The sequence below is a fragment of the Citrobacter sp. RHBSTW-00887 genome (genome assembly GCF_013728095.1).
In the GTDB taxonomy this organism is placed as follows: Bacteria; Pseudomonadota; Gammaproteobacteria; order Enterobacterales; family Enterobacteriaceae; genus Citrobacter; species Citrobacter braakii.
Map to the genome: position 1 here is coordinate 2,439,772 of NZ_CP056267.1, position 20,589 is coordinate 2,460,360.

Consider the following 20,589-nt stretch of genomic DNA (forward strand, 5'->3'; position numbering starts at 1 on the left):
AAGTTAGTAGTTAACGTTAACCGTTACCGTGTCGGCATAGTCGTCAGGAGTGAAGTTGGCGCTCGGTGCGGTGGCATAAACCGTAAACGTTTGCACCAGCCCGGTCCCCGTCGCCGCTACGCCGTTTCCAGGCGCGGTGTCGGTGGCGGTGTTCCCCCACACCGGACCTGTTGCTGATGTTCGATTTAGCTGGTAGGGCACTTTATCGGTATTGGTGGCAGCGTTAGCCACGGAGGACATGGCGCCTGAGCCCGTCGTCGTCCCCCCATTGGCGGCCGACGGCGCCAGGCCGATAAAATAGGGCGTGGTTTTTGAGCAATTAATCGAAATCGTGTTGCTTGCATTGGTATTTGTTGCCGTGGTATTCACCGGCCCAAGCGTGATATTTGAAGCCGAACCGGCAGTCACGGTACAGGCCTTTTGAATCGTCATCAGTACCTGAAATGTTCCGTTAACGGTTGCTGCATTTGCCACGGGAATAATGGAAAAGGCGCAGCAACAAAGAATTAAGCGTTTGTCTAAGACTAGAGCCATATCCTTTACCTTTTTCAAATAACCACATTTATTACTTTAGAAAAACAATAATGTGGTACAAGAAGACATGGTTTAACCCTAGAATAAGTATTAGGCGTGCGCCAGTTGATCTAATAAATTTTACTTAGGAAAAAGGTGATGTCGTTTGCAAAAAAATAATACCCACGGGTGAGTATATTGTTTTGTTTTTATGCTACTGCGGGTATTAAGTCAGGCGGGTAGGGAACACAGATTCATTGGATGGCATTCAAAATAACCACCCAAAAAATGAGAATTAGTAAGATTTATCTTACTCAGCTCATTACTGCGATACATGTTGGTTATGGGCTGTGAAAAATGACTTTATAACCTTGTTCGTTCCAGTGTTGTAGAAGTTCATTTTGTCTGCGGGTTGGCGTAATACCAGTCCAGACAAAAAGCGTTTGCCCGGGGAAAAGTTCAGGTCTTGGCGATTCAATAGGTTCAGCAAGCACGGCAATATGCCAGCCCGATTGCGATAAACGCCAGGCTTCGAGCCATAAACGGGTTCGGTCTTCAACATCCCAGGCCATCAGGATGGCATCTTTCCCTGATTTGCGGCGCGTTTCAGACAGCAGGGTGGCTACATATTCAATCAATGCGCCATCAAGCATACTGTTCATGATGCGGGATGTATTATGGTCAAGTATCAACCGCTGACGCACAGGAAGATAAACGCGATCAATCAACGCATCTACGGGGTAGGCGCGACCGAGTGCGATAATTTTGGCTCGCAGCTTCGGGGGATACGCCATACGAAGAATGCCCATCATCTCTTCTTGCAATTGATTCCAGTCGTCGTCAGTTTCACGGGTACTGGTTTCCAGCAATGCTTTAACTTTGCCAACGGGTGTGCCACTGCTAATCCAACGTTTTATTTCTTCAATACGTTGAATATCCTCTTCATCAAAGAGTCGGTGGCCACCTTCGCTGCGTTGAGGTTTGAGTAAACCGTAACGTCGTTGCCATGCCCGAAGGGTGACAGGATTTATCCCGCAACGTTCTGCGACATCCCCAATGCTGTAATAAGCCATAATTCCCCCAGACACTCATGATTCTCCGTCACCGATATGCGGTTCCTGCTACTTTGTACAACATGCATCAAATTGTACAAAAAATACATAGGATTCTAGCAAAATTAAGATTTACTTTACTATCACGTAGGGAGTAAATGCTGAATTTTTATGTTCAGCATAAAAGAGGTGGCGAGATTATTGTGTAATAACAATACGTTAATTATTATAACGCTGAGAAATCATTTTTTCTCTGGCCACGCGACAGACGGAGTACCATTCAGGCAGGCTCTTGCAAACAGGTTACCCTGGAAGATCTCAATACCCGCGGATTCAAGCCACATCCACTCTTCAGGTTTTTCGACGCCGACCGCAGAAATCATTATCTCCAGTGAAGCGCAGCATTTGATTATGGCCTGAATGATGGCCTGCCGTGGTCCACTTTTATGCACATCAGTGATGAGTTCGCGGCTTATCTTAATTCGGTCCGGTTGAAAGCGAGACAAAAGCTGAAGCCCGGCAAAACCTGCCCCGAAATGATCTATCGCCACACATATTCCCGCTGCCTTGAGTGACTTCACGGCCTGCGCGAACGTATCAAAACGCGAAATAACTTCACTTTCGGTAAACTCAACAATGATTTGTTCAGGCACCAGTCCATGCGCCGCGATTTCGTTTATAAGAAAGCTGACTGCATCGGGTCTGTTTACCAGGGTCATGGGTAACAGATTAACCGACAGCATTTTGTGATTAAGTCCCAGTGCGCTTGCCATTGCAAATGCAGTCTTTTTGCTCTGCAGATCAGCGGTATACACATCTTCAGGTTTGAATTTGTCAAAATACGTTGCGGGCGTTTCACCGTCTTTACCGCGAATAAGGGCTTCCAGCGCAATGACGCGCTGTGACATAGGATCGATAATTGGTTGAAAAGCAAAGCTGAAATCTGTATCTGACGGGAGTGTGCTTTCATCCAGGATGGTACAGGTATTGTCGGTTATAAAACTCCAGTAATCAGGCGCAGGTATTTCAAAATAGCTCGATTTTTCCGTGGCGAGGACAAATGTGCGGAAAAACTGTAATGCTCTGTCATCATACGTGAGCTGAAATTTGGACGTACCCTTATTGAGTACAGCTTGCAGGACGTCATTCCGTTCATGTTTTTGTAAATCAAATAACTCCATCCCTACATTTCCGAATCTTCTCGCAGGCGCGTAATCACACATCAGTTCAACGATATTGTGGTGCCGAGGGTCGTTACAAATACAACGATAGATCTCTTTTACCTGCTCCTCTGGGCCTTCAAGCAGTTGGAAAAAGTGATGGCCGTTAAAGAGTAAGATCCCCGTAACATCTGATCGCCTGTTTTTGATATTTGCGGCTGTCACCATATCCTCAAGCGCTTTGAGAGGGGCGTCTTCACGTAGATGGCTACGGTAAATAATGGTCGTGAGCATGGACAGTCCGGGATCAAGGAAGGAGAAGAGGTCTGGTCAGTATCAGACAAACCAGGTTACGCCCTGATTTTAATACATAATTCTAACTTTGTCTTTACAAGTAAGCGGGCTAATACAGATCAATTTCATTGATAATACAAAGTGATTTGTACAAAGAAATTGGATTTCATATAGATCTGAACTATCGTAACTACATGATTTAATTAATTTAGCATTTTTTGCTAAAAATTAGCGTGCTATGTTGTACACATTTTCGGTACAGCTTTGCTACTGTTATAAAACTTAATATTCACCAGCATTTTGTTACAGGAGCACTCCATGCAGCAGCATACCGTTCGCACTGATTCTGCAAGCGCGATTTCTCGTTACTTTGCTAAAGCGCATCTGCCAACCCAACAGGAAACGTTGGGCGAAATCGTGACTGAGATACTAAAAGATGGGCGCAATCTCAGTCGCAAATCACTGTGTACCAAACTTCTGCACCGTCTTGAAAATGCATCAGGTGAGAATGAACAGAAACATTACAATGCGTTAATCGGCCTGCTTTTCGAATAAAATAAAGCCCTACTATGATAATGGGTAAGTAGTGAAGGAGTTATGAAGAAACCTGACAGTGAACGCTTGAAACATGAAATTACAGGTTTGGCTGTGCTAGAAATTTTGCGAATGCATAAAGACGTTTCGTTAGCTGCACTGATTAAGCAATTGCGGCTTATGCATGCCAGTGAAATGGATGGTACACGTAAACAATTAATTGACAGCGTTATCAATGATTTCACAAATTTTAATCCGGGGAAGATAAGCAGAAAACCGGAAAAAACGAGAGATGAGAGTGCTTTCAGTGCCAGCAAAAACCCTAAATTACATTAAAGATAATTCTCCAGACTATACAAGCGAGGTTACCATGCTTCATGAAATTAATGTCCACAGTGTAATGACGGATAAAGCTTTATCAAGTTACTTCCATAATGCAGGTGAACTATTAGCAGATGAGTCAGTGGTATTGGGGCAGGCGGTAACAAATGTAATTCTGGCAGGTGATAATGTTAATAATAAAAACATCATTTTAAGCCTGATTAGTTCTCTGGAGTCAACAACTGACGTTGTCAAGGCAGACATTATCAGAAAAACCCTGGAAATAGTGTTACGTTATACGGCTGATGACGTCTAATGAGATAGCACATTAATATAGATACACAGCACAATTATTGTATGATGTAAGTTCTGTCGCTTCGCTGTTTGGATTAAGACTATACATAGCATCCTCTTATTTTTATGACTGCATATTATGGAGTTGATATGGCTAATTCAATTCCGGAAGATTTTATTTTCCGCTGCGCTTTGTATAAGGATATAGAGCGTAATGTCATGTTAAAACAGGGTTGTATCAGTAATGATGTTCTTATTCAGGCATTCAGCATGCAGTTGAAGAATGAGAAGAATGTGATACTGACCGATCTCTATTCACAGATTCTGGCACATCTTCAACTCGATAAAACTTCGCAGCCCGGTGAGGTCAATGGTGATTTTTCGTTGAGGTCATAATGATGAACATCGTGCAGGAACATGCTGGAAACGCAGTTTTATGGATTGATGATATCTATATCAGGCAAGGGTTAAAGAATATCCTTGCAGATATCGTTTTTGAAGATGACAAGGCGCGACTTGTTTTCTTCACCGCTAATCACTTTGACGCGGTAAAAAAGCAAAATTACGATCTGAATACATATCGTCTGGTGCTGCTGATTGATGGCCATCTGTATCAGTATCTCAATGACATCTCACTTTACAGACTGCCAGTAGATAGCGATGTTGCCTCAATCAAGCAATTTATTATTGATATTACTCGTGCTGGTGGAAAGCACGAGCATCAATCGGAACTCAATATCTCCTTGACTGCGCGAGATAAATATATTTTAACGCAGCTAGGGGAGGGGAGAACTGTTTTTGAGATATCTGCCATGTTAAATCTACACTTAAAAACCATTTACCAGGCCAGGCAGAATCTGATCAAGAAACTTGGTTGCTCAGGGCTGATTGATTTTCAGGGAATACTGCAAGCGCAAATATTCCGGAACTGGCTGAAGCATGCCTGACCATCGATACGCTGAACTTACCTTCAGCGATTTGTGTAAGTTTAAATCAATCGCTCGGGTTATCTTATCGATGATGTCTTCTGTTCTGAACATAAATTAACGCTCATTATAAGAGGGCGATGATACAGCCTTGTCGAGATGCTTATGATTTATTTATAGATTTCAGCAACCCCGTGCGGTTCAGCTCGTTAATAATGCACTCAGGTTCTTCACACAGAGGCATATTGTCTATATCTAAAACGCCATCATTTTTTTGTGGATCATCAGCCTGCAGGTCTGCAAACAGTGGAGTAAGATCCGGCGGTGCTTCGCCTCGTTCGGCCACCAGCTCAAACGTTTTATTTTTTGCCGCCTCGTTAGTCAGGGCACTGACCAGAACCTGGGCGATTTGCTGCCTTGATATCACACCATCTTCTGGTGTTCCTGCATGGCGACGATCCCCCTGGAGCAAAACGATTCTGTGTTCATCATCATTGTTGTAATCAAACCAGCCGGGTCTGACGATGGTATACGGGTGACCACTCGCTCTGACCAGACGTTCGGCACGTCTTTTCCAGTCATGAACCTCAGTGCGTTGATTCCAGGTACTGAGTCGTTCAGTCACGCCAATCGTGGTCATTAAACCGATGCGTACAGGTGTATCCCTGAAGAGTCGTAAAATGTTACGTACACCGCCGTAATCTATCGCTCTGGCGCCAATACGCCCCTGGCCATCGGAACCGAGAGTGAAGATGATGGCATCAATATCTTTCGGCAAATCGGTAAGTGTTTCAGGCATTGAAACATCGCCGTAAAAAACATCCGTTCCACGCGGAAGTAATTTTACTTTCCGTTTATTTCTGACCAGCGCCACGGGCTGATGGCCCATTTCGATAGCGGTATTCACGACATGAAGACCAATACTTCCGGTCGCGCCTGCAATGAGTATTTTCATAATAAACCTTCTGATAATTCAGACTTATTTTCTCTACAGTCAGAATATCAATTATCATTATTGTCAGTAATAGGGCTAAAATGATTGTGTCTATGAACACCCTTCATGAGTGCGCGATGAAGGGAATGCCACCATAAGGAAATCGCCGATGCTTAAAGAAAACTTCAACGAACTGCAAATCTTTCTGGTGGTGGCAAGGGAGCGAAGTTTTACCAAAGCAGCGGGCAAACTGGGTGTATCTCAGTCTGCACTCAGCCATGCGATGAAGGCTCTGGAGGAAAGGCTCAATATCCGCCTTCTGACCCGTACGACCCGAAGCGTTGCCCCTACGGAAGCCGGTGAGCGAATTATTGCCTGCCTTGAACCGCGTATTGCCGATCTTGAACAGGAGCTGGAATCGCTGGTTCAACTGAACGGCACTGCCTCCGGCAATATCCGCTTATCTGCCGGGGAGCATGCCGCGCGAAGTTTGGTATGGCCAAAGTTAAAACCTTTCCTCAGGGAATATCCGGAAATTAATCTCGAACTGGTGGTTGATAACGGCTTTGTCGATATTGTTGAGGGCCGTTTTGATGCCGGGATCCGCCTGGGCGAAAGCGTGGATAAGGATATGGTTGCTGTAAGAATTGGCCCGGACATGCGCATGGCCGTGGTGGGAGCACCGTCTTACTTCGCGGCAAACCCTGCACCTGAAACGCCGCATGAGCTACAAAATCATCGGTGCATCAATATGCGCCTGCCGACTGCCGGTGGGCTTTATCACTGGGAGTTTGAGAAGGAAGGGAAACCGTTACGGGTCAGAGTGGAAGGGCAGGTAACGTTTAATCAGCAGGCAGAAAGGATTGATGCTGCTTTATCCGGTTTTGGCATTGCCTGTATGCCTGAAGACAGGGTGCAGGATTATATAAAGTCAGGAGAGCTTATTCAGGTTCTGCAGGACTGGTGTCCATCTTTTCCCGGATATTATCTCTACTACCCGAGCCGTAAGCAGCACCCGCCCGCATTTGCGCTGATGATCGATGCACTTCGCTACGCCCAATAACGGGTCCGTAGACCCGTTCGGGTATTAACGGCCTACGCGGGCCAGGTGCTCAGGAGAGTAACGTTCACCGACGATGTTAATCGTTTCCAGCGCCTGGGTTATCTGCTGCGTATCCTTCTGCGAAAGAATGATGTCGGCAGCCCCCAGGTTTTCCTCCAGCCGGTGTAGTTTGGTGGTACCAGGGATAGGAACAATCCACGGCTTTTGTGCCAGCAGCCATGCCAGCGCGATTTGCGCAGACGTCACGCCTTTCTCTGCCGCCAGTTCACCCAGCAAGGTGACCAGCTTTTCATTGGCTTCAATCGCCTGCTCGGCGAAACGCGGCACTTGGCTTCTGTAATCATCCTTGCCAAAAGTTGTTCCTGGCTTAATCGATCCCGTCAGGAAGCCTTTGCCTAATGGGCTGAAGGGAACGAAACCAATACCCAGTTCCTCCAGTAACGGCAGGATTTCCTGCTCAGGCTCGCGCCACCACAGAGAGTATTCGCTTTGCAGCGCAGTGACCGGTTGTACGGCATGTGCACGACGAATGGTTTGTGCGCCCGCTTCGGACAGACCGAAATGTTTGACTTTGCCTTCCGCTATCAGGTCTTTCACCGTTCCCGCAACATCTTCAATCGGGACATCCGGGTCGACACGGTGTTGGTACAGCAGATCAATGATATCAGTCTTAAGGCGGCGTAACGATCCTTCCACAGCTTCACGGATATGCTCCGGACGGCTGTTTAAAATCTGCTGCTTATTGTCCGCACCGAAGGTAAAACCAAACTTGGTGGCAATAACCACGCGGTCACGAAACGGTTTTAAGGCTTCGCCTACAACCTCTTCATTAAGAAAGGGGCCATACACTTCAGCGGTATCGAAGAAGGTGACGCCACGTTCAACCGCAGCGCGAATAAGCTCGATAGCCTGACGGGTATCGGTCGCCGGACCGTAGCCATGGCTTAAGCCCATGCAGCCGAGCCCAAGCGCGGATACTTCGAGTCGGGATTTACCCAGATAACGTTTTTGCATTGAATGAATACCTCTTTTATCGCGACTTAAACATCAAGTTTGCGGCCGGTCAGCCATTCCACCATCGCCGGATCGCGGTGAGAGAAGAAGGCGCTGGTTGCAGTGTCGAGGGCAGCAATCTGCAGCATATCTTCAGAACTGAGTTCAAAATCGAGAATGTTAATGTTCTCTGCCATGCGTTCTTTGCGCACCGATTTCGCCAGTGAAATGATGCCTCGCTGGAAGATCCAACGCAGCACAACCTGGCCCACGCTTTTGCCGTACTTCTGACCAATTGCCGTTAATACGGGATGCTGGAACAGACCATTTTTCCCTTCAGCAAACGGAGCCCAGGCTTCCGGCTGAATGCCACGGCTTTGATTCCAAGGAACGGCATGCAGCTGCTGGTTGAAGGGGTTAACTTCAATCTGGTTTACCGCAGGGGCAACGTTGTTGAAGGCGATAAGGTCGGCCAGTCTGTCAGGATGGAAGTTGCTGACGCCAATGGCGCGAATTTTTTCTTCCTGTTGTAATTCTTCCATGGCACGCCATGCCCCATGAACATCACCGTAAGGCTGGTGAATCAGATACAGGTCAACATAATCAAGTTGCAGACGATTCAGGGAGCGTTCGAACTGGGCTTTAGCGCCTTCGTAATGAGTATCCTGCAGCCACAACTTGGTCGTAACAAAGAGTTCGTTACGGTCGATACCGCTTTGTTTCAGAGCGTTCCCGACCTGGGTTTCATTCTGGTAAGACACGGCGGTATCGATCAGGCGGTATCCCGTATCGATGGCATCAATCACGGCTCTTTCGCATTCAGCGGCATCAGACATTTGAAACACACCAAAGCCCAGCAGGGGCATTTCAATACCGTTGTTCAGTTTTACAGTTTGCATGACGTTATCCTTTGGCTGTTGTCGAGGAAAAGCATAACGCAAAGTTATTTATTCGATTAGATGGGGTAATTAGCTAGGGTTTATTAGATGTGTTCATTAATTTTGAGGAGGGCTGATGACCGGCGTTGTGCAAGAAGCTGAAGTTGGATGTTCATTAGAATACGGCAGATTCAGGTATGATGATTAACCATCACGCGTAAAAATTAAAGCTGTGGTGCGTGGCAATTCATAAGAAAATCTGTCTGCGCATCACCGCTGATTTTTTTCATGAAAATTATTTGACTGATCGTTCCATAATCAATACTATGCCGCTTCAACTCATTTCAAGTCCCACATCCCTATGAGTGCTGAAAAACCAACCTTTCCAGGTCGTCCACGAAAGTTCGAAGATCAGGATGTCATTGATGCTGCCGTCGCTGTTTTCAGCGCCAATGGTTATGCAGGCACCTCTGCGCAAGATTTATGCAATGGTACGGGATTAGGGCGGGGGAGCTTATACAATGCCTTTGGAAGCAAGCAAGCCCTGTACGAGCAAGCTTTGTTGCGCAGCCATGAACAAACTATGTCAGCACAGTTGACAATACTCACGCAACCAGGTCTGGTAAAAGAGCGATTGCATACCCTTCTGCTTTGGGGTATCGCCGAAGATCTTTCTCAGCCAGAGCAGCATGATGCGATGGTCTTATTTTCAGCCCTGGAGATGGGCAGTAAAGATGAAGCCGTTGCTAGCCTGAATAATGAATATCGTCAGCATTTAGAACAAACACTGGTGACGGTATTTATCGAAGGTCAACGAAGTGGTGAACTAAGCAATAAGGCATCAGCCGTCGAAATGGCGAGAGGCTTTATGGCTGGCTATTACGGTTTACGTGTACTGAATAAAAACATTTCAGATAGAAAAATCCTCGAAGATGTCGTCGCTGGTCTGTTAATCAATTTATAAATTTAAGCGAAAAACTTCATTAATTTCTTGCAATCATTTTTGTAATGATCGTTCCAATACAAGGGAGAAAATAAAAAACCATGCCATTAGTCATATATATTTTAGGGTTGGCCATTTTTTCATTAGGTACAGCAGAGTTAATGGTGGCAGGTATGATGACCACGCTATCTGAAGCATTTGGTGTTACAGTCGGTGAAGTGGGGCATTTGATTTCATATTATGCATTCGGTGTAATGCTAGGTGGCCCGGTATTAACCTACGCTTTTCTTAAGTTTAAAGCACCCTATCGCTCAACGTTATTATGGTTGTTAGGGTTATATGTTATCGTACAAGGATTAAGCGTCTTTGTCTCTGATTACAATGTGTTAGTTGCAATTCGAATCGTGACCGGTATTTTGTGTGCAGGGTGTTTAAGTCTTTCACTTGCGACAAGTATGGCTCTTGTATCTGTAGAAAATCGCCCTCGTGCCGCATCAATAGTAATAGCCGGTTTTATGGTATCTAATGTCTTTGGTGTACCTATCGCAACAATTATTGACCAGCACTGGGGCTGGAAAATGAGTTTTGGGCTGGTCGCGGTCCTGGTTTTCATGTGTCTGTTAGCATTAGTTCGCTTATTGCCACATATGAGCGGCGGCTGTGCTATCAAAATGGCTGAAGAGATTAAGGCATTTAAAAACAAAGCCTATTGGAAAGCCTGTGCAACCAGCTGTTTGATTTTGGGCGCAAGTTTTGCGGCATTCAGTTATTTTGTTCCCGTGCTGACTGATGTCAGTGAATTTACAATGCAGACCGTCCCCTTCATTCTGATGCTTTATGGGCTAGCCAATATTATCGGAAATATGATAACGGGACGTCTTGCATATCGCCATAGTTTAGCTGTTATGGTTGTCGGCTTAACAATATTGAGTATTTCTTTGCTCGGCATGGCACTATTTGTTCAATATCAGGTTATTGCTATTCTGGCTGTCATACTCATCGGTTTATCTGGCGTGCCAATGAATCCGGCAATGATGGCAAGAATTGTCAGCGTGGCACATCCAGGCCCAATGGTCAATGCCGTTCATACTTCAGTTATCAATATTGGATTAGGTGGCGGTTCTTATTTAGGTGGAATGGCAATTTCATCAGGTTTCGGTTTACGCTCAGCTTTATGGATCGGGATGGTATTAGCGGTTCTGGCTTTATTATCCGTATTACCTTATATTCGTCGTAGTCAACAAGGCTGGAGTTAATAGGTTTCGAAGATAAAAACGCCCCGATTATAAAAAATCACAGGGCATCGATTTAGCCATTAAATTTTATTTAAAACTAACAGGCCTTTATCGTCGAGTGGGCTCTGCGAACCGGGGTCTTTATCCATCCGGATTTTGCCCTGCTGATCGCCGTTTTTGATGCTTACAATGTCGGGAGTTTGGTCGAATCCTGCCCGGGAAGAACATCGCAAAATATTTTATACGCTTCGCTCGATGGACGCTGAGAAAGTGGCAGAATTACTCGCAGCTCATCTCATTGAAAGCCGCCTTCGCCTACTGGAATCCATCATTTCAGGCAAACATAGCCTGAGGGCAAGAGGTATTCTAATATCCTGACTTTGAGGAAAATTTCATCACCTCGTAACAAAGGTCAGCCTTTCGCTGTGAGTTCAACCGATGGACGCAACCCATTTTTTGATAAAGCTGATGTTTGTATTGAGCCCTCAATAATGAAGGCTCAATATTATCTCTTTCTACTGCAGAGCTTTCTCCTTCAAAAATTGACTCACCAAATCAGCAATCTGCACATTATTTAAATCGGAGAACGGGAAGTGGGTATTCCCTTTGATTCCTTCCTCAGGCAGATGCGTCACAGTGACATCCCCGCCATGCTTATTCACCACGTCACGCCACTCGCGAGCCATTGCCAGACGCACGCGCCAGCTGTCCTGCGCGGGCATGGCGACAGGTTTATCCGGGATGTTATCGCCGTAAATAATCAGAATCGGAATTTTAGTCAGTGCCATAAACTGCTCCATCGGCACCGGTTCACCCTTCAGCGTGTCGAACGCGCTTGGCATTGGGGCAGGGAGCTCTTTCTCCGGGAAGACAAAGCTGCTACCAGGCTCGAAGGCGACAATCGCTTTGACCTTGTCGTTTTTCATCGCCGTGTACCAGCCTGGTCCGCCACCCTGAGAGTGGGTGAAAAGGATAGCCGGGCCGGATTTATCCACGACGGCGGACATCGCATCAGAGATAACATTGATATCAAACGGCCCGGTATTCGGGGTCATCTGACGGAAATACTGATTTAGCGCTTCTTTATCGTGAGAAAACTGAACGCCCTGAAAATACTCCGGCCACACGCCAACGCGGAACTGGTTAAACCACATCTGTTCATCCGGTTTAGGCGTAACCGTACCTTCTACCGTCGTGCGCCCGGCGCTGCCCCGGCGGGGCTGATCGACAAGATAAGTTGAGAATCCACGACGCAGGAATATGTTCTGGAACCCTTCGCGACCATCCGGCGTGGTTTCCCAGGTGCGGGAGAACTGACCTGCGCCGTGCAGCATGACGATAGGGTATTTATGCGGATTCTCCGGAATTTGGTAGAACACAGACGCATGATCGCCATGCCAGGTTTGACCCGCAGAATCCAGCGGCGTTTTCGCGTCAAATTTCCCTGGTGCGGTGATGATAGTACCACCAGCAGAAAAGCTACCCTGTTCCTGAATGACCAGCGGCTCGGCGTATACCGACTGAGCCACCATGCCACCCGCCATCGCGCAGATGGCCAGCGTTTTTAAGACAGTTTTCAAGATTACATCCTCTGTTATGTTTGCCGTTCAATCATATCTGAGTTGTCAGCGTGAATTATTTAGCACCTTTGATTGCCCTTATTTGGCAGACTCATGAATGCGGAGGATTAGCACCGTATCGTCTCAAACCAACGCCTAACTGTTTGCTAACGCCCGTTGCAGCGCCTGTTCCGCCCGCGTAGCCGCATCTTCTTCGCCATGTTCACGCAGAACCTGTGCCAGTTGGCGCAGTTGCGCTGCCGTCAGGCCGACTCGCATGCTGGCTCGCGTATGCGATAACAGCTGAGCTTCAACGCCCGGCGTGGCGGCTAATGCGCCAACCGTTGCCAGCTCGCGGCTTTGCCAGTCGAGGTTATCGCGGGCGAAAATGTCGCCGAACAGATGCGTTTGTAGGAATTGATTAATGACCGGGGCAAAATCAAACAGAGGTCCCTGGACGGGGGCGCCGGAGATTTTAGTCTGGTTTGCGGTACCGACACGGCGAAGCTCATCTCCGACAGGGATGGCGGCGACCGGCTCTTTACCTTCAACGTCTTCAACGCCACGTTGTTTACGTGCTTCGACGACTTTCATCAGTTCATTCAGCGCGTTCAGGCTACGGGGAAATCCCGTATAGGCATAGAGCTGGACGAGAATCTCTTTGGTCTCGTTTATCGTAAGTCCTGCATCAAGCCCCTGATTCAGTGCGGCATTCAGCTTATCCATCTGACTGCTGGCCATTGATGCCGCAATCAACGGGATGGCTTGCTGGCGAGCTGACAGCGTATCTGAAACCGTTTGTTCGTGGTTCATTTCTGAGGCTCCTTTATTGACGGGCGCAGCATGTGCCGTGAGACCCAAACCAAAGGTCAGCAGTACCGCTGCCGTTAATGCCTTAATGGGCGTGGTATTGTTCATCTGTCACTTTCTCCATCCAGTTAACGCTTTTGCCATCCACAATCCCGGTTATCGCCAGGTGCGTCATTGCGCTGCCGGGGGCTGCCCCGTGCCAGTGTTTGACGCCCGCTGGGCAAGAGACAACGTCGCCAGCGCGGATGACCTGCACCGGCTGGCCTTCTTGTTGGGCAAGCCCAACTCCCGAGGTCACAATCAGCCGCTGGCCTGCCGGATGCGTATGCCAGGCGGAACGAGCACCTGGCTCAAAGGTGACATAAGCCCCGGAAACGCTAATTTCGTTATCTGGTTTGAAGAGAGGATCAACCCGGACGCGACCGGTAAAGTTCTCTGCTGGCCCGTACACCGCATTCTCGCTTCCGGCGGTGGCGATATGGACAGCGGGATTTTGCTCCGCCGCCCAGGATGAAAACGTAAAGAGGGGCAGTAACAGCCCGAGGTAACGTAAATGTCTGATCATGCAAAGCGTCCTTATCTACAATGATGGAGAGGGTCTGCAATGATTCTAATCAGGGGGAGATGTCGTCAGACTGACGCCAGCCTGACAATTCTGTCAGTTAACCCTTATTATGGTGACGCTGCTTTGTCTTTTCTAAAAATAAGGCACCAAAGCGAAAACCGTGTCATTAATGAAAATAAAACAATAATGGCCAGGTAGCGTAGATAAAAAAGAAGGGCAGATTCATCGTAATCGAAAAAGGAGAAATCGACCTTCATCAACAAATAATCGAGATAGTCCCGGTTTAGTAATTCGTACAATCCCAGTAGTGCGATTAGCGAAAAAACTCCTGGCATCATGACATTTGCATAGAATGAATTGCTGGAGATGTTCAGGACCCGGCAGAAAAAAGTCGCCAGCATTTTCCAGTGCAACCCGATATGCAGCGCCAGAATGAGCATTCCCCAGTGGACCGACGTCATGTGTACTTTCCTGACCCAGCTCGCCGGGTTGTGGAAAGCCTGGTCCAGAAGGATATGTCGGGACAGCATCATGCCCGAGACAATCGCGGTCAGAATGACAACGAATGTCACTGCATTAATGATTCTGTTAACTACCAGCATGGTTAACGGAATATTGGGCGACAGTGACCACAAGCGATGCCGGTTAAGATATAAATGCAGCATGATGAGCAGCGTAAAAATAATACCCGCCCATTCATGCACGATTTCACCGTGAAGGTGAAATCCCATCAATACCAACAGAAGTAACGTCATCAGCGCATCCTGCATGACCTGGAAAATATAAATTTTCTTCATGTCGAGGGATTAACGCTGTGGCTGGACTTGTTTTACCCATTGCTCAACCTGCGCGGGTACGTCAGGAGCTGAAATATCGTTGCGCGAGATCGCGAGCGCACTAGTGATTAATTTGGCCTGTGGCTGCATGCGAGTAATTTCTCGCAGGGAGTCGGCTAACCTGCTGCCACCATGGGTGGTAAAGGGAACGACCGTTTTGCCTGCAAAGTCATTTTGCTCAAAGAGGCTGTATATCACCATTGGCATGGTATACCACCAGATGGGGTAGCCGACGTAAATGGTGTCGTAATCGCTCAGGTCAGGGAGCGGCGTTTTTAGCGAGGGGCTGGCTTTCGTTTGCTGTTCCTTTTCGGCAACGCGCAAAAGTGCATCATGCTGGCGAGGGTAGGGAGTGGCGGTTTCAATGCGAAACAGATCGCCGTGAGTCTGCTTCTGAATCAGTTGCGCAATAAACTGCGTGCTGCCGGTCTCCGGCGTATTTTTTTGTAATACGCTGGCCCCGGAAAAACCATCCACGGCACCAGGTTTCATCTCCTCTGGCTGTGAAAAGTAGATAATCAGCGTGCGGGCGTGTGCGGATGAATCCTCTGATGTGAACGCGGGCTGCCCCAGAAGCCCCATGACCATCATCGCCAGAAACCCGCTAAATACCTTTTTCATTCTCACTGTTTCATTCCTTCAATCAGCCGTGGTGAGTATCAGCAGTGATTCTGGCGCAGATAGCCTGACATCAGACTGACGACTCTCTGACAATTTTGTCAGAAGTCTTTGCGCGCGGAGATCCCGATTTTGTCTCTGAAATCAGTCTCCCGATTCGGATAGCGTCAGGCTGTTTAGCAAACGTCAGGCCAAAGGTATTGATACCGTTCTCGCTACGGGCAAAGACATCTCCCCGGTGCATAATGGCGACGGCACGGACAATCGACAGGCCCAGCCCATGATGGGTATCACTCCTGGCTCGGGAGGTGTCAACACGATAGAACCGTTCGAAAAGCCGGTGTAAGTGCTCTGGCGCTATCGGATCGCCAGGGTTAGAAACGTCTACACAAACTTGATTGCCTTTTTCGCTTAAGCGCACCGTAACCGTGCTATTGGAGGGGGAATGCCTGGCGCTATTTTCCAGCAAATTAGCCAGTGAACGGTGAAACAGCCGCCTGTCGATATGCGCCGTGACGTCGCCCTCAACCTCCAGCGAAAGCTGTTTTTCAGCAAAAGAGGGTTCAACATATTCCGCTGTTTTCAGGGTTTCTTCGCGCAGGGAGACTTGCGTAAGCTGGGAAGCATGTTCACCCGCGTGCGCATGAGACAGGAACAGCATGTCGTTAACTATCGACGTCATGCGTTCAAGCTCCTCCAGGTTTGAACCCAATAACTCTTCCAGTTCATCTTGTGAACGTCGGCGTGATAGCCCGAGTTGCGTCTGGCCGATCAGGTTAGTCAGCGGGGTACGAAGTTCATGCGCAACATCGGCATTAAAGCTCTCGAGCTGTCGCCAGGCGATTTCCTGACGCTCTAACACACCGTTAAATGATGATGCCAGTTGCTGCAGTTCTTCGGGCAACGCGCAGGTATTCAGGCGCTGGCCATGGTCACCTGGTGCAAGGTGTTGTGCCTGCTGACTGAGCATGCCCACCGGACGCAGGCCAATCCGTGAAACAACGTATCCCAGTAAGGCGACAATCAGTACGCCCAGCGCGGCAATAATCAGCAGCGTTCGTGTGAACGCATCAAGTGTGCCCATATACGGCGTAGAGTCGATGGCAACCACATAGCGCAGCTCAGGCCTTTCACCGTTGGCGGGGATGGTTTTCACTAACAGGAACAGTGAGCATGCACCTTCCGATGCGCCGGGCACTTTATTAAATCCCTCCTGCAAAGAAGACCACTGAACGCCCACCGGTGGTATTCCCCCCATGCTAAAGCGCGGGTTATCGCTCACTATCCAGTAGCGAACGCGCTCACCTTCAGAATTGGTTAGCAGAGTAAATTTATTAGCCAACGTCGACCAGCCGTCAGCCGAGGTTCGTGCGGCGATCCACGGACTCATTAATGATTCCCGGAACAACAGTTCGTTGTGCATCTGCTTTTGCAAAGAGTCATGTAAGGAGCTTCTGAGCAAGATACCGATAATGGACACAATCAGCAGCGCGGATAAGGCAAACATCAGCGCCAGGTGAACGGAGATGGAACGTTTAGGCATGCTGAGCCTCTTCATTTATTCCGACCGGACTTCGAGGACATACCCCATGCCACGAACGGTATGTAACAGTTTGACGTCGAATGGGGCATCAACTTTGGCTCGCAGACGTTTAATGGCGACTTCAACCACATTGGCATCGCTGTCAAAATTCATGTCCCATATCTGCTCAGCAATCATCATTTTTGACAGGATCTCCCCCTGATGCCGGGCCAGAAGACTTAACAGGGAAAACTCTTTTGCGGTCAATTCCAGTCGCGTTCCGGCGCGAAATACGCGGCGGGCCAGCAGGTCGAGATGCAGATCGTGAATTTGCAGTTGGGTGATGTCTGCGCCATCCGTAGCGCGGCGACGCACCAGTGCCTGAATGCGCGCCACCAGTTCAATCAGCGAAAAGGGCTTAGGGAGATAATCATCAGCGCCAAGTCGAAGCCCTTTAACGCGCTCGTCGACCGAACCGCGGGCCGAGAGCATCAGTACCGGCGTTTGTTTGACGGTTCGCAGCCCCTCGAGTACCCGGTAGCCATCCATCCCCGGCAGCATCACATCAAGGATTATCGCGTCGTAGTCAAGCTCCAGCGCGTAATGAAGACCTTCAGCGCCATCTGCAGAGACATCTACCGTAAATCCCGATTCACTCAACGCACGGTTGAGATAGGTTGACGTTTTTTCTTCATCTTCGACTAGCAACAGGCGCATAACGGGATTTCCTCTTAACTGTTCAATCGGGCTTATTCTGCCTCTTGATTGCCAACATAAAGCTGACGCTTACCTGACAGCATTGTCAGAAACATGAAGCCATCTCAGCCTGCTTGCTGACAAAAATGTTATTTACCTGTCACGATGCTGACAGGCCTCTCTCTCTAACCTGAGTCTGCACATTTAAATCCGCAAGCCTGAAACTCATCGGGAGAGACCATGAAATTCAATCTGTTAACTGCAATACTGCTCACGGCAATAACCGGGGCCACCTCAGTCAATGCGGCTGATTACAAAAAAAAATCCATTCACCCTGGCCTATGACGGTGCCATCACTGAGAACGTCAAAGGCAAGGTCAACATTCATCCGGTGAAGTACGATCTGCATGGCATTCAGATAGCTGCGAATGTCTATACCCCTGCTAACTACGATCCCGCCAAAAAATACCCTGCCGTGGTGGTTGCACATCCGAATGGCGGCGTAAAAGAGCAGGTCGCAGGCTTGTATGCCCAGCGTCTCGCCGAGCAGGGCTACATCACGATTACTGCCGACGCGGCTTATCAGGGCGCGAGCGGTGGGATGCCTCGCAGCGTGGATAAACCCGCTAATCGCATCGAGGATATCCACGGCATGGCTGACTACATCAGCCAGTATCCGGGAGTGGATACTTCCCGCCTCGGTCTGCTGGGTATTTGCGGAGGCGGCGGTTTTTCACTTGTTGCGGCCGAAACGGATCAACGGTTTAAATCGATCGCAACCATCAGCATGTTTAATTCAGGCCTGGTGCGCCGCAACGGTTTTCAGGACTCACAGCTGGATACTATTCAGCAGCGTCTTCAGCAGGCTTCTGACGCACGTGCTCAGGAAGCTTCCGGAGGCGAAGTCCTGTACTCCGGTGATGCCAATCTGACTGATGAACAGATCGCTAAGTTACCTTTTGCCTTATATCGACAGGGCTATGAGTACTACTGGAAAACTCACGCGCACCCGAACTCTACGTTTAAATACACGACAAGCAGCCTGTTAGATTTGATGAGTTTTGACGTTACGGACCATATCAATCTCATCAATAAACCGCTGCTGATGATTGCTGGTACAAAAGCCGATACGCTCTATATGACGGAAGATGCGTTTGCGAAAGCCACCGGTACAAAAGACAAAGAACTCTTCCTGATCGATGGCGCTACCCATATCGAGACGTATTGGGTTCCTGAGTACGTTGACAAGGCTTTGCAAAAGCTGGACGTCTTCTTCGATAAGAGTATTTAACCCCTGTCAGACGATACCTTTGGCCAGCCACTCAGGCTGGTCATATCAGGACATAAAGAGTGTGTCCGCATGTGACCAAGACTAACGAAGTCGGGAGGAAAGATAATTACGCACATTAAATAGCCGCTATGAATGAAATTCATAAAACGGCAGGGACATCTGAGGATTATTTTTTGCCTGTAAGGTTTTACTTCGTGGTCCAGGCCAACTTTAGGTTTAGCATTACCGCATTGAATTCCGGTGAGCATAACGAGCTCTTGTTTGTACTGTCTCGTTACGAGATGGATTTACACTCTATGAAATGAAAAAATCCACGCAATTGCGTGGATTTTGTAGACTTTTTCAATATTCATGAGATTTGATGAAACCTCATGAGACGAGAAGTTTTGTTTAGACGTTGAAGAGGAAGTTCATCACATCGCCATCTTTAACGATGTAATCTTTACCTTCTGCACGCATCTTACCGGCTTCTTTCGCGCCCTGTTCACCTTTATAGGTGATGAAATCTTCAAACGCGATGGTTTGTGCGCGGATAAAGCCTTTCTCGAAGTCAGTATGAATTTTACCCGCCGCCTGCGGAGCCGTTGCGCCAACAGGAATGGTCCATGCACGAACTTCTTTCACGCCAGCGGTGAAGTAGGTCTGCAGGTTCAGCAGTTCGTAACCAGCGCGGATTACGCGGTTCAGACCAGGTTCTTCCAGACCCATTTCAGCCATGAATTCTTCACGGTCAGCATCATCGAGTTCTGCGATGTCAGCTTCAACGGCAGCGCAAACTGCAACAACCACGGAGCCTTCAGCTGCGGCGATTTCACGCACTTTATCGAGGTATGGGTTGTTTTCAAAACCGTCTTCGTTAACGTTGGCGATATACATGGTTGGCTTCAGCGTCAGGAAGCTCAGGTATTTGATAGCCGCTTTGTCTTCATCGGTCAGCGTTTTCAACGCACGCAGCATGCCAGCGTTTTCCAGCTGTGGCAGGCATTTTTCCAGTGCAGCCAGTTCCGCTTTAGCGTCTTTATCGCCGCCTTTAGCCTTCTTCTGTACGCGATGGATAGCGCGCTCACAGGTATCCAGGTCAGACAGCGCCAGTTCGGTATTGATAACCTCAATGTCGTCAGCCGGATCCACTTTGTTATTAACGTGGATGATGTTGTCGTTTTCAAAGCAACGAACCACGTGGCCGATAGCTTCGGTTTCACGGATGTTCGTCAGGAACTGGTTACCCAGACCTTCGCCTTTGGACGCGCCTTTTACCAGACCGGCAATGTCGACGAATTCCATCGTTGTTGGCAGGATACGCTGTGGTTTGACGATTTCGGCCAACTGATCCAGACGCGGATCGGGCATCGGGACAACACCTGTGTTCGGCTCGATAGTACAGAACGGGAAGTTTGCCGCTTCAATACCCGCTTTTGTGAGCGCGTTGAACAGGGTGGATTTGCCTACGTTTGGCAAACCGACGATACCGCATTTGAATCCCATGTTTAAATCACCTTAATCTTTTGATATTCAACCTGTTATGGAAAACAGATTGTAGAAAAGTAAATAA

Annotated in this window: 22 protein-coding genes and 2 pseudogenes; 9 read left to right on the plus strand and 15 right to left on the minus strand. The window is 48.2% G+C overall.

The genetic code is table 11. The features are described 5' to 3' along the window. Positions 1–3: 3 nt before the first annotated feature. The 3 genes from HV314_RS11605 to HV314_RS11615 form a co-directional block, all read right to left on the minus strand. On the minus strand, positions 4–534 hold the full coding sequence (locus HV314_RS11605; protein WP_016153348.1) for a Csu type fimbrial protein: 531 nt from the start codon (positions 532–534) through the stop codon (positions 4–6). A 320-nt stretch (positions 535–854) separates the two neighbouring features. Beyond that, positions 855–1,586, minus strand: coding sequence for a MerR family transcriptional regulator (locus HV314_RS11610; protein ID WP_032931597.1), 732 nt, complete (start codon positions 1,584–1,586; stop codon positions 855–857). Positions 1,587–1,807: 221 nt separating this feature from the next. After that, on the minus strand, positions 1,808–3,019 hold the full coding sequence (locus HV314_RS11615; protein WP_016156768.1) for a diguanylate phosphodiesterase: 1,212 nt from the start codon (positions 3,017–3,019) through the stop codon (positions 1,808–1,810). A gap of 318 nt (positions 3,020–3,337) precedes the next feature. Between HV314_RS11615 and ycgZ the strand changes: the two genes are divergently transcribed. The 5 genes from ycgZ (at position 3,338) to HV314_RS11640 (ending at position 5,115) form a co-directional block, all read left to right on the plus strand. Next, positions 3,338–3,574, plus strand: coding sequence for a regulatory protein YcgZ (ycgZ, locus tag HV314_RS11620; protein WP_016153345.1), 237 nt, complete (start codon positions 3,338–3,340; stop codon positions 3,572–3,574). Between the two features lie 42 nt (positions 3,575–3,616). Continuing rightward, entirely contained in the window at positions 3,617–3,889 is a 273-nt protein-coding gene (locus tag HV314_RS11625) for a hypothetical protein (protein ID WP_181548032.1), read from the plus strand. 34 nt (positions 3,890–3,923) lie between these two features. Next, complete coding sequence (locus HV314_RS11630; RefSeq protein WP_016153343.1) at positions 3,924–4,190, plus strand: biofilm development regulator YmgB/AriR family protein; 267 nt, start codon at positions 3,924–3,926, stop codon at positions 4,188–4,190. A gap of 128 nt (positions 4,191–4,318) precedes the next feature. After that, positions 4,319–4,564: a hypothetical protein gene (locus HV314_RS11635; RefSeq protein ID WP_181548033.1), complete on the plus strand. Its 246-nt coding sequence runs from the start codon at positions 4,319–4,321 to the stop codon at positions 4,562–4,564. Beyond that, positions 4,564–5,115 carry a LuxR C-terminal-related transcriptional regulator gene (locus HV314_RS11640; RefSeq protein WP_016156766.1) on the plus strand — a complete coding sequence of 184 codons (552 nt, stop codon included), beginning with the start codon at positions 4,564–4,566 and terminating at the stop codon, positions 5,113–5,115. Before HV314_RS11635 ends, HV314_RS11640 begins: the two co-directional genes overlap by 1 nt. 142 nt (positions 5,116–5,257) lie before the next feature. Here the strand turns inward: HV314_RS11640 and HV314_RS11645 are convergent, their stop codons facing one another. Then, positions 5,258–6,049 carry an SDR family oxidoreductase gene (locus HV314_RS11645; protein ID WP_181548034.1) on the minus strand — a complete coding sequence of 264 codons (792 nt, stop codon included), beginning with the start codon at positions 6,047–6,049 and terminating at the stop codon, positions 5,258–5,260. Between the two features lie 148 nt (positions 6,050–6,197). Between HV314_RS11645 and HV314_RS11650 the strand changes: the two genes are divergently transcribed. Continuing rightward, on the plus strand, positions 6,198–7,091 hold the full coding sequence (locus HV314_RS11650; RefSeq protein ID WP_016156764.1) for a LysR family transcriptional regulator: 894 nt from the start codon (positions 6,198–6,200) through the stop codon (positions 7,089–7,091). Between the two features lie 24 nt (positions 7,092–7,115). On the opposite strand, the gene HV314_RS11655 is transcribed toward HV314_RS11650, so the two are convergent. Then, on the minus strand, positions 7,116–8,105 hold the full coding sequence (locus tag HV314_RS11655; protein ID WP_181548035.1) for an aldo/keto reductase: 990 nt from the start codon (positions 8,103–8,105) through the stop codon (positions 7,116–7,118). Positions 8,106–8,131: 26 nt separating this feature from the next. Continuing rightward, entirely contained in the window at positions 8,132–8,983 is an 852-nt protein-coding gene (locus HV314_RS11660; protein WP_181548036.1) for an aldo/keto reductase, read from the minus strand. A 340-nt stretch (positions 8,984–9,323) separates the two neighbouring features. Here HV314_RS11660 and HV314_RS11665 point away from each other — a divergent pair, with 340 nt between their 5' ends. Continuing rightward, positions 9,324–9,926: a TetR/AcrR family transcriptional regulator gene (locus tag HV314_RS11665; protein WP_094761128.1), complete on the plus strand. Its 603-nt coding sequence runs from the start codon at positions 9,324–9,326 to the stop codon at positions 9,924–9,926. An 80-nt stretch (positions 9,927–10,006) separates the two neighbouring features. After that, the gene (locus HV314_RS11670; protein WP_094761129.1) at positions 10,007–11,161 is read left to right on the plus strand and encodes an MFS transporter; all 1,155 of its coding nucleotides are present in this window, start codon (positions 10,007–10,009) and stop codon (positions 11,159–11,161) included. Positions 11,162–11,220: 59 nt separating this feature from the next. Here HV314_RS11670 and HV314_RS27360 read toward each other — a convergent pair. The 8 genes and pseudogenes from HV314_RS27360 to HV314_RS11705 all read right to left on the minus strand — a co-directional run. Next, a pseudogene (locus HV314_RS27360) lies at positions 11,221–11,328 on the minus strand (glycine zipper 2TM domain-containing protein); the annotation flags it as partial. Between the two features lie 327 nt (positions 11,329–11,655). Continuing rightward, positions 11,656–12,720, minus strand: coding sequence for an alpha/beta hydrolase (locus HV314_RS11675; protein ID WP_181548037.1), 1,065 nt, complete (start codon positions 12,718–12,720; stop codon positions 11,656–11,658). A 135-nt stretch (positions 12,721–12,855) separates the two neighbouring features. Beyond that, positions 12,856–13,617 carry a carboxymuconolactone decarboxylase family protein gene (locus HV314_RS11680; RefSeq protein ID WP_137352333.1) on the minus strand — a complete coding sequence of 254 codons (762 nt, stop codon included), beginning with the start codon at positions 13,615–13,617 and terminating at the stop codon, positions 12,856–12,858. Beyond that, the gene (locus tag HV314_RS11685; RefSeq protein ID WP_181548038.1) at positions 13,595–14,074 is read right to left on the minus strand and encodes a (R)-mandelonitrile lyase; all 480 of its coding nucleotides are present in this window, start codon (positions 14,072–14,074) and stop codon (positions 13,595–13,597) included. The genes HV314_RS11680 and HV314_RS11685 overlap by 23 nt, the downstream gene beginning before the upstream one ends. 107 nt (positions 14,075–14,181) lie before the next feature. Continuing rightward, positions 14,182–14,829: a DUF4405 domain-containing protein gene (locus tag HV314_RS11690; RefSeq protein ID WP_181548039.1), complete on the minus strand. Its 648-nt coding sequence runs from the start codon at positions 14,827–14,829 to the stop codon at positions 14,182–14,184. Between the two features lie 51 nt (positions 14,830–14,880). Further along, positions 14,881–15,531, minus strand: coding sequence for a flavodoxin (locus tag HV314_RS11695; protein ID WP_423064584.1), 651 nt, complete (start codon positions 15,529–15,531; stop codon positions 14,881–14,883). Between the two features lie 70 nt (positions 15,532–15,601). After that, positions 15,602–17,071: a heavy metal sensor histidine kinase gene (locus tag HV314_RS11700; protein WP_181548041.1), complete on the minus strand. Its 1,470-nt coding sequence runs from the start codon at positions 17,069–17,071 to the stop codon at positions 15,602–15,604. Positions 17,072–17,086: 15 nt separating this feature from the next. Next, a complete protein-coding gene (locus HV314_RS11705) occupies positions 17,087–17,767 on the minus strand; it encodes a heavy metal response regulator transcription factor (protein ID WP_181548042.1) in 681 nt (226 codons plus the stop codon). 219 nt (positions 17,768–17,986) lie between these two features. On the opposite strand from HV314_RS11705, the pseudogene HV314_RS11710 reads away from it, so the two are divergent. Next, positions 17,987–19,037 (plus strand): annotated as a pseudogene (locus HV314_RS11710) (alpha/beta hydrolase). 390 nt (positions 19,038–19,427) lie between these two features. Here HV314_RS11710 and ychF read toward each other — a convergent pair. Continuing rightward, on the minus strand, positions 19,428–20,522 hold the full coding sequence (gene ychF / locus HV314_RS11715; RefSeq protein WP_016153303.1) for a redox-regulated ATPase YchF: 1,095 nt from the start codon (positions 20,520–20,522) through the stop codon (positions 19,428–19,430). Positions 20,523–20,589: the final 67 nt, after the last annotated feature.

What these genes read in the sequence shown, in the direction of transcription:
- HV314_RS11605 (WP_016153348.1), bottom strand. Translation starts at nt 534, where the DNA reads ATGGCTCTAGTCTTAGACAAACGCTTAATTCTTTGTTGCTGCGCCTTT.
- HV314_RS11610 (WP_032931597.1), bottom strand. Translation starts at nt 1,586, where the DNA reads ATGGCTTATTACAGCATTGGGGATGTCGCAGAACGTTGCGGGATAAAT.
- HV314_RS11615 (WP_016156768.1), bottom strand. Translation starts at nt 3,019, where the DNA reads ATGCTCACGACCATTATTTACCGTAGCCATCTACGTGAAGACGCCCCT.
- ycgZ (WP_016153345.1), top strand. Translation starts at nt 3,338, where the DNA reads ATGCAGCAGCATACCGTTCGCACTGATTCTGCAAGCGCGATTTCTCGT.
- HV314_RS11625 (WP_181548032.1), top strand. Translation starts at nt 3,617, where the DNA reads ATGAAGAAACCTGACAGTGAACGCTTGAAACATGAAATTACAGGTTTG.
- HV314_RS11630 (WP_016153343.1), top strand. Translation starts at nt 3,924, where the DNA reads ATGCTTCATGAAATTAATGTCCACAGTGTAATGACGGATAAAGCTTTA.
- HV314_RS11635 (WP_181548033.1), top strand. Translation starts at nt 4,319, where the DNA reads ATGGCTAATTCAATTCCGGAAGATTTTATTTTCCGCTGCGCTTTGTAT.
- HV314_RS11640 (WP_016156766.1), top strand. Translation starts at nt 4,564, where the DNA reads ATGATGAACATCGTGCAGGAACATGCTGGAAACGCAGTTTTATGGATT.
- HV314_RS11645 (WP_181548034.1), bottom strand. Translation starts at nt 6,049, where the DNA reads ATGAAAATACTCATTGCAGGCGCGACCGGAAGTATTGGTCTTCATGTC.
- HV314_RS11650 (WP_016156764.1), top strand. Translation starts at nt 6,198, where the DNA reads ATGCTTAAAGAAAACTTCAACGAACTGCAAATCTTTCTGGTGGTGGCA.
- HV314_RS11655 (WP_181548035.1), bottom strand. Translation starts at nt 8,105, where the DNA reads ATGCAAAAACGTTATCTGGGTAAATCCCGACTCGAAGTATCCGCGCTT.
- HV314_RS11660 (WP_181548036.1), bottom strand. Translation starts at nt 8,983, where the DNA reads ATGCAAACTGTAAAACTGAACAACGGTATTGAAATGCCCCTGCTGGGC.
- HV314_RS11665 (WP_094761128.1), top strand. Translation starts at nt 9,324, where the DNA reads ATGAGTGCTGAAAAACCAACCTTTCCAGGTCGTCCACGAAAGTTCGAA.
- HV314_RS11670 (WP_094761129.1), top strand. Translation starts at nt 10,007, where the DNA reads ATGCCATTAGTCATATATATTTTAGGGTTGGCCATTTTTTCATTAGGT.
- HV314_RS11680 (WP_137352333.1), bottom strand. Translation starts at nt 13,617, where the DNA reads ATGAACAATACCACGCCCATTAAGGCATTAACGGCAGCGGTACTGCTG.
- HV314_RS11685 (WP_181548038.1), bottom strand. Translation starts at nt 14,074, where the DNA reads ATGATCAGACATTTACGTTACCTCGGGCTGTTACTGCCCCTCTTTACG.
- HV314_RS11690 (WP_181548039.1), bottom strand. Translation starts at nt 14,829, where the DNA reads ATGACGTTACTTCTGTTGGTATTGATGGGATTTCACCTTCACGGTGAA.
- HV314_RS11695 (WP_423064584.1), bottom strand. Translation starts at nt 15,531, where the DNA reads ATGAAAAAGGTATTTAGCGGGTTTCTGGCGATGATGGTCATGGGGCTT.
- HV314_RS11700 (WP_181548041.1), bottom strand. Translation starts at nt 17,071, where the DNA reads ATGCCTAAACGTTCCATCTCCGTTCACCTGGCGCTGATGTTTGCCTTA.
- HV314_RS11705 (WP_181548042.1), bottom strand. Translation starts at nt 17,767, where the DNA reads ATGCGCCTGTTGCTAGTCGAAGATGAAGAAAAAACGTCAACCTATCTC.
- ychF (WP_016153303.1), bottom strand. Translation starts at nt 20,522, where the DNA reads ATGGGATTCAAATGCGGTATCGTCGGTTTGCCAAACGTAGGCAAATCC.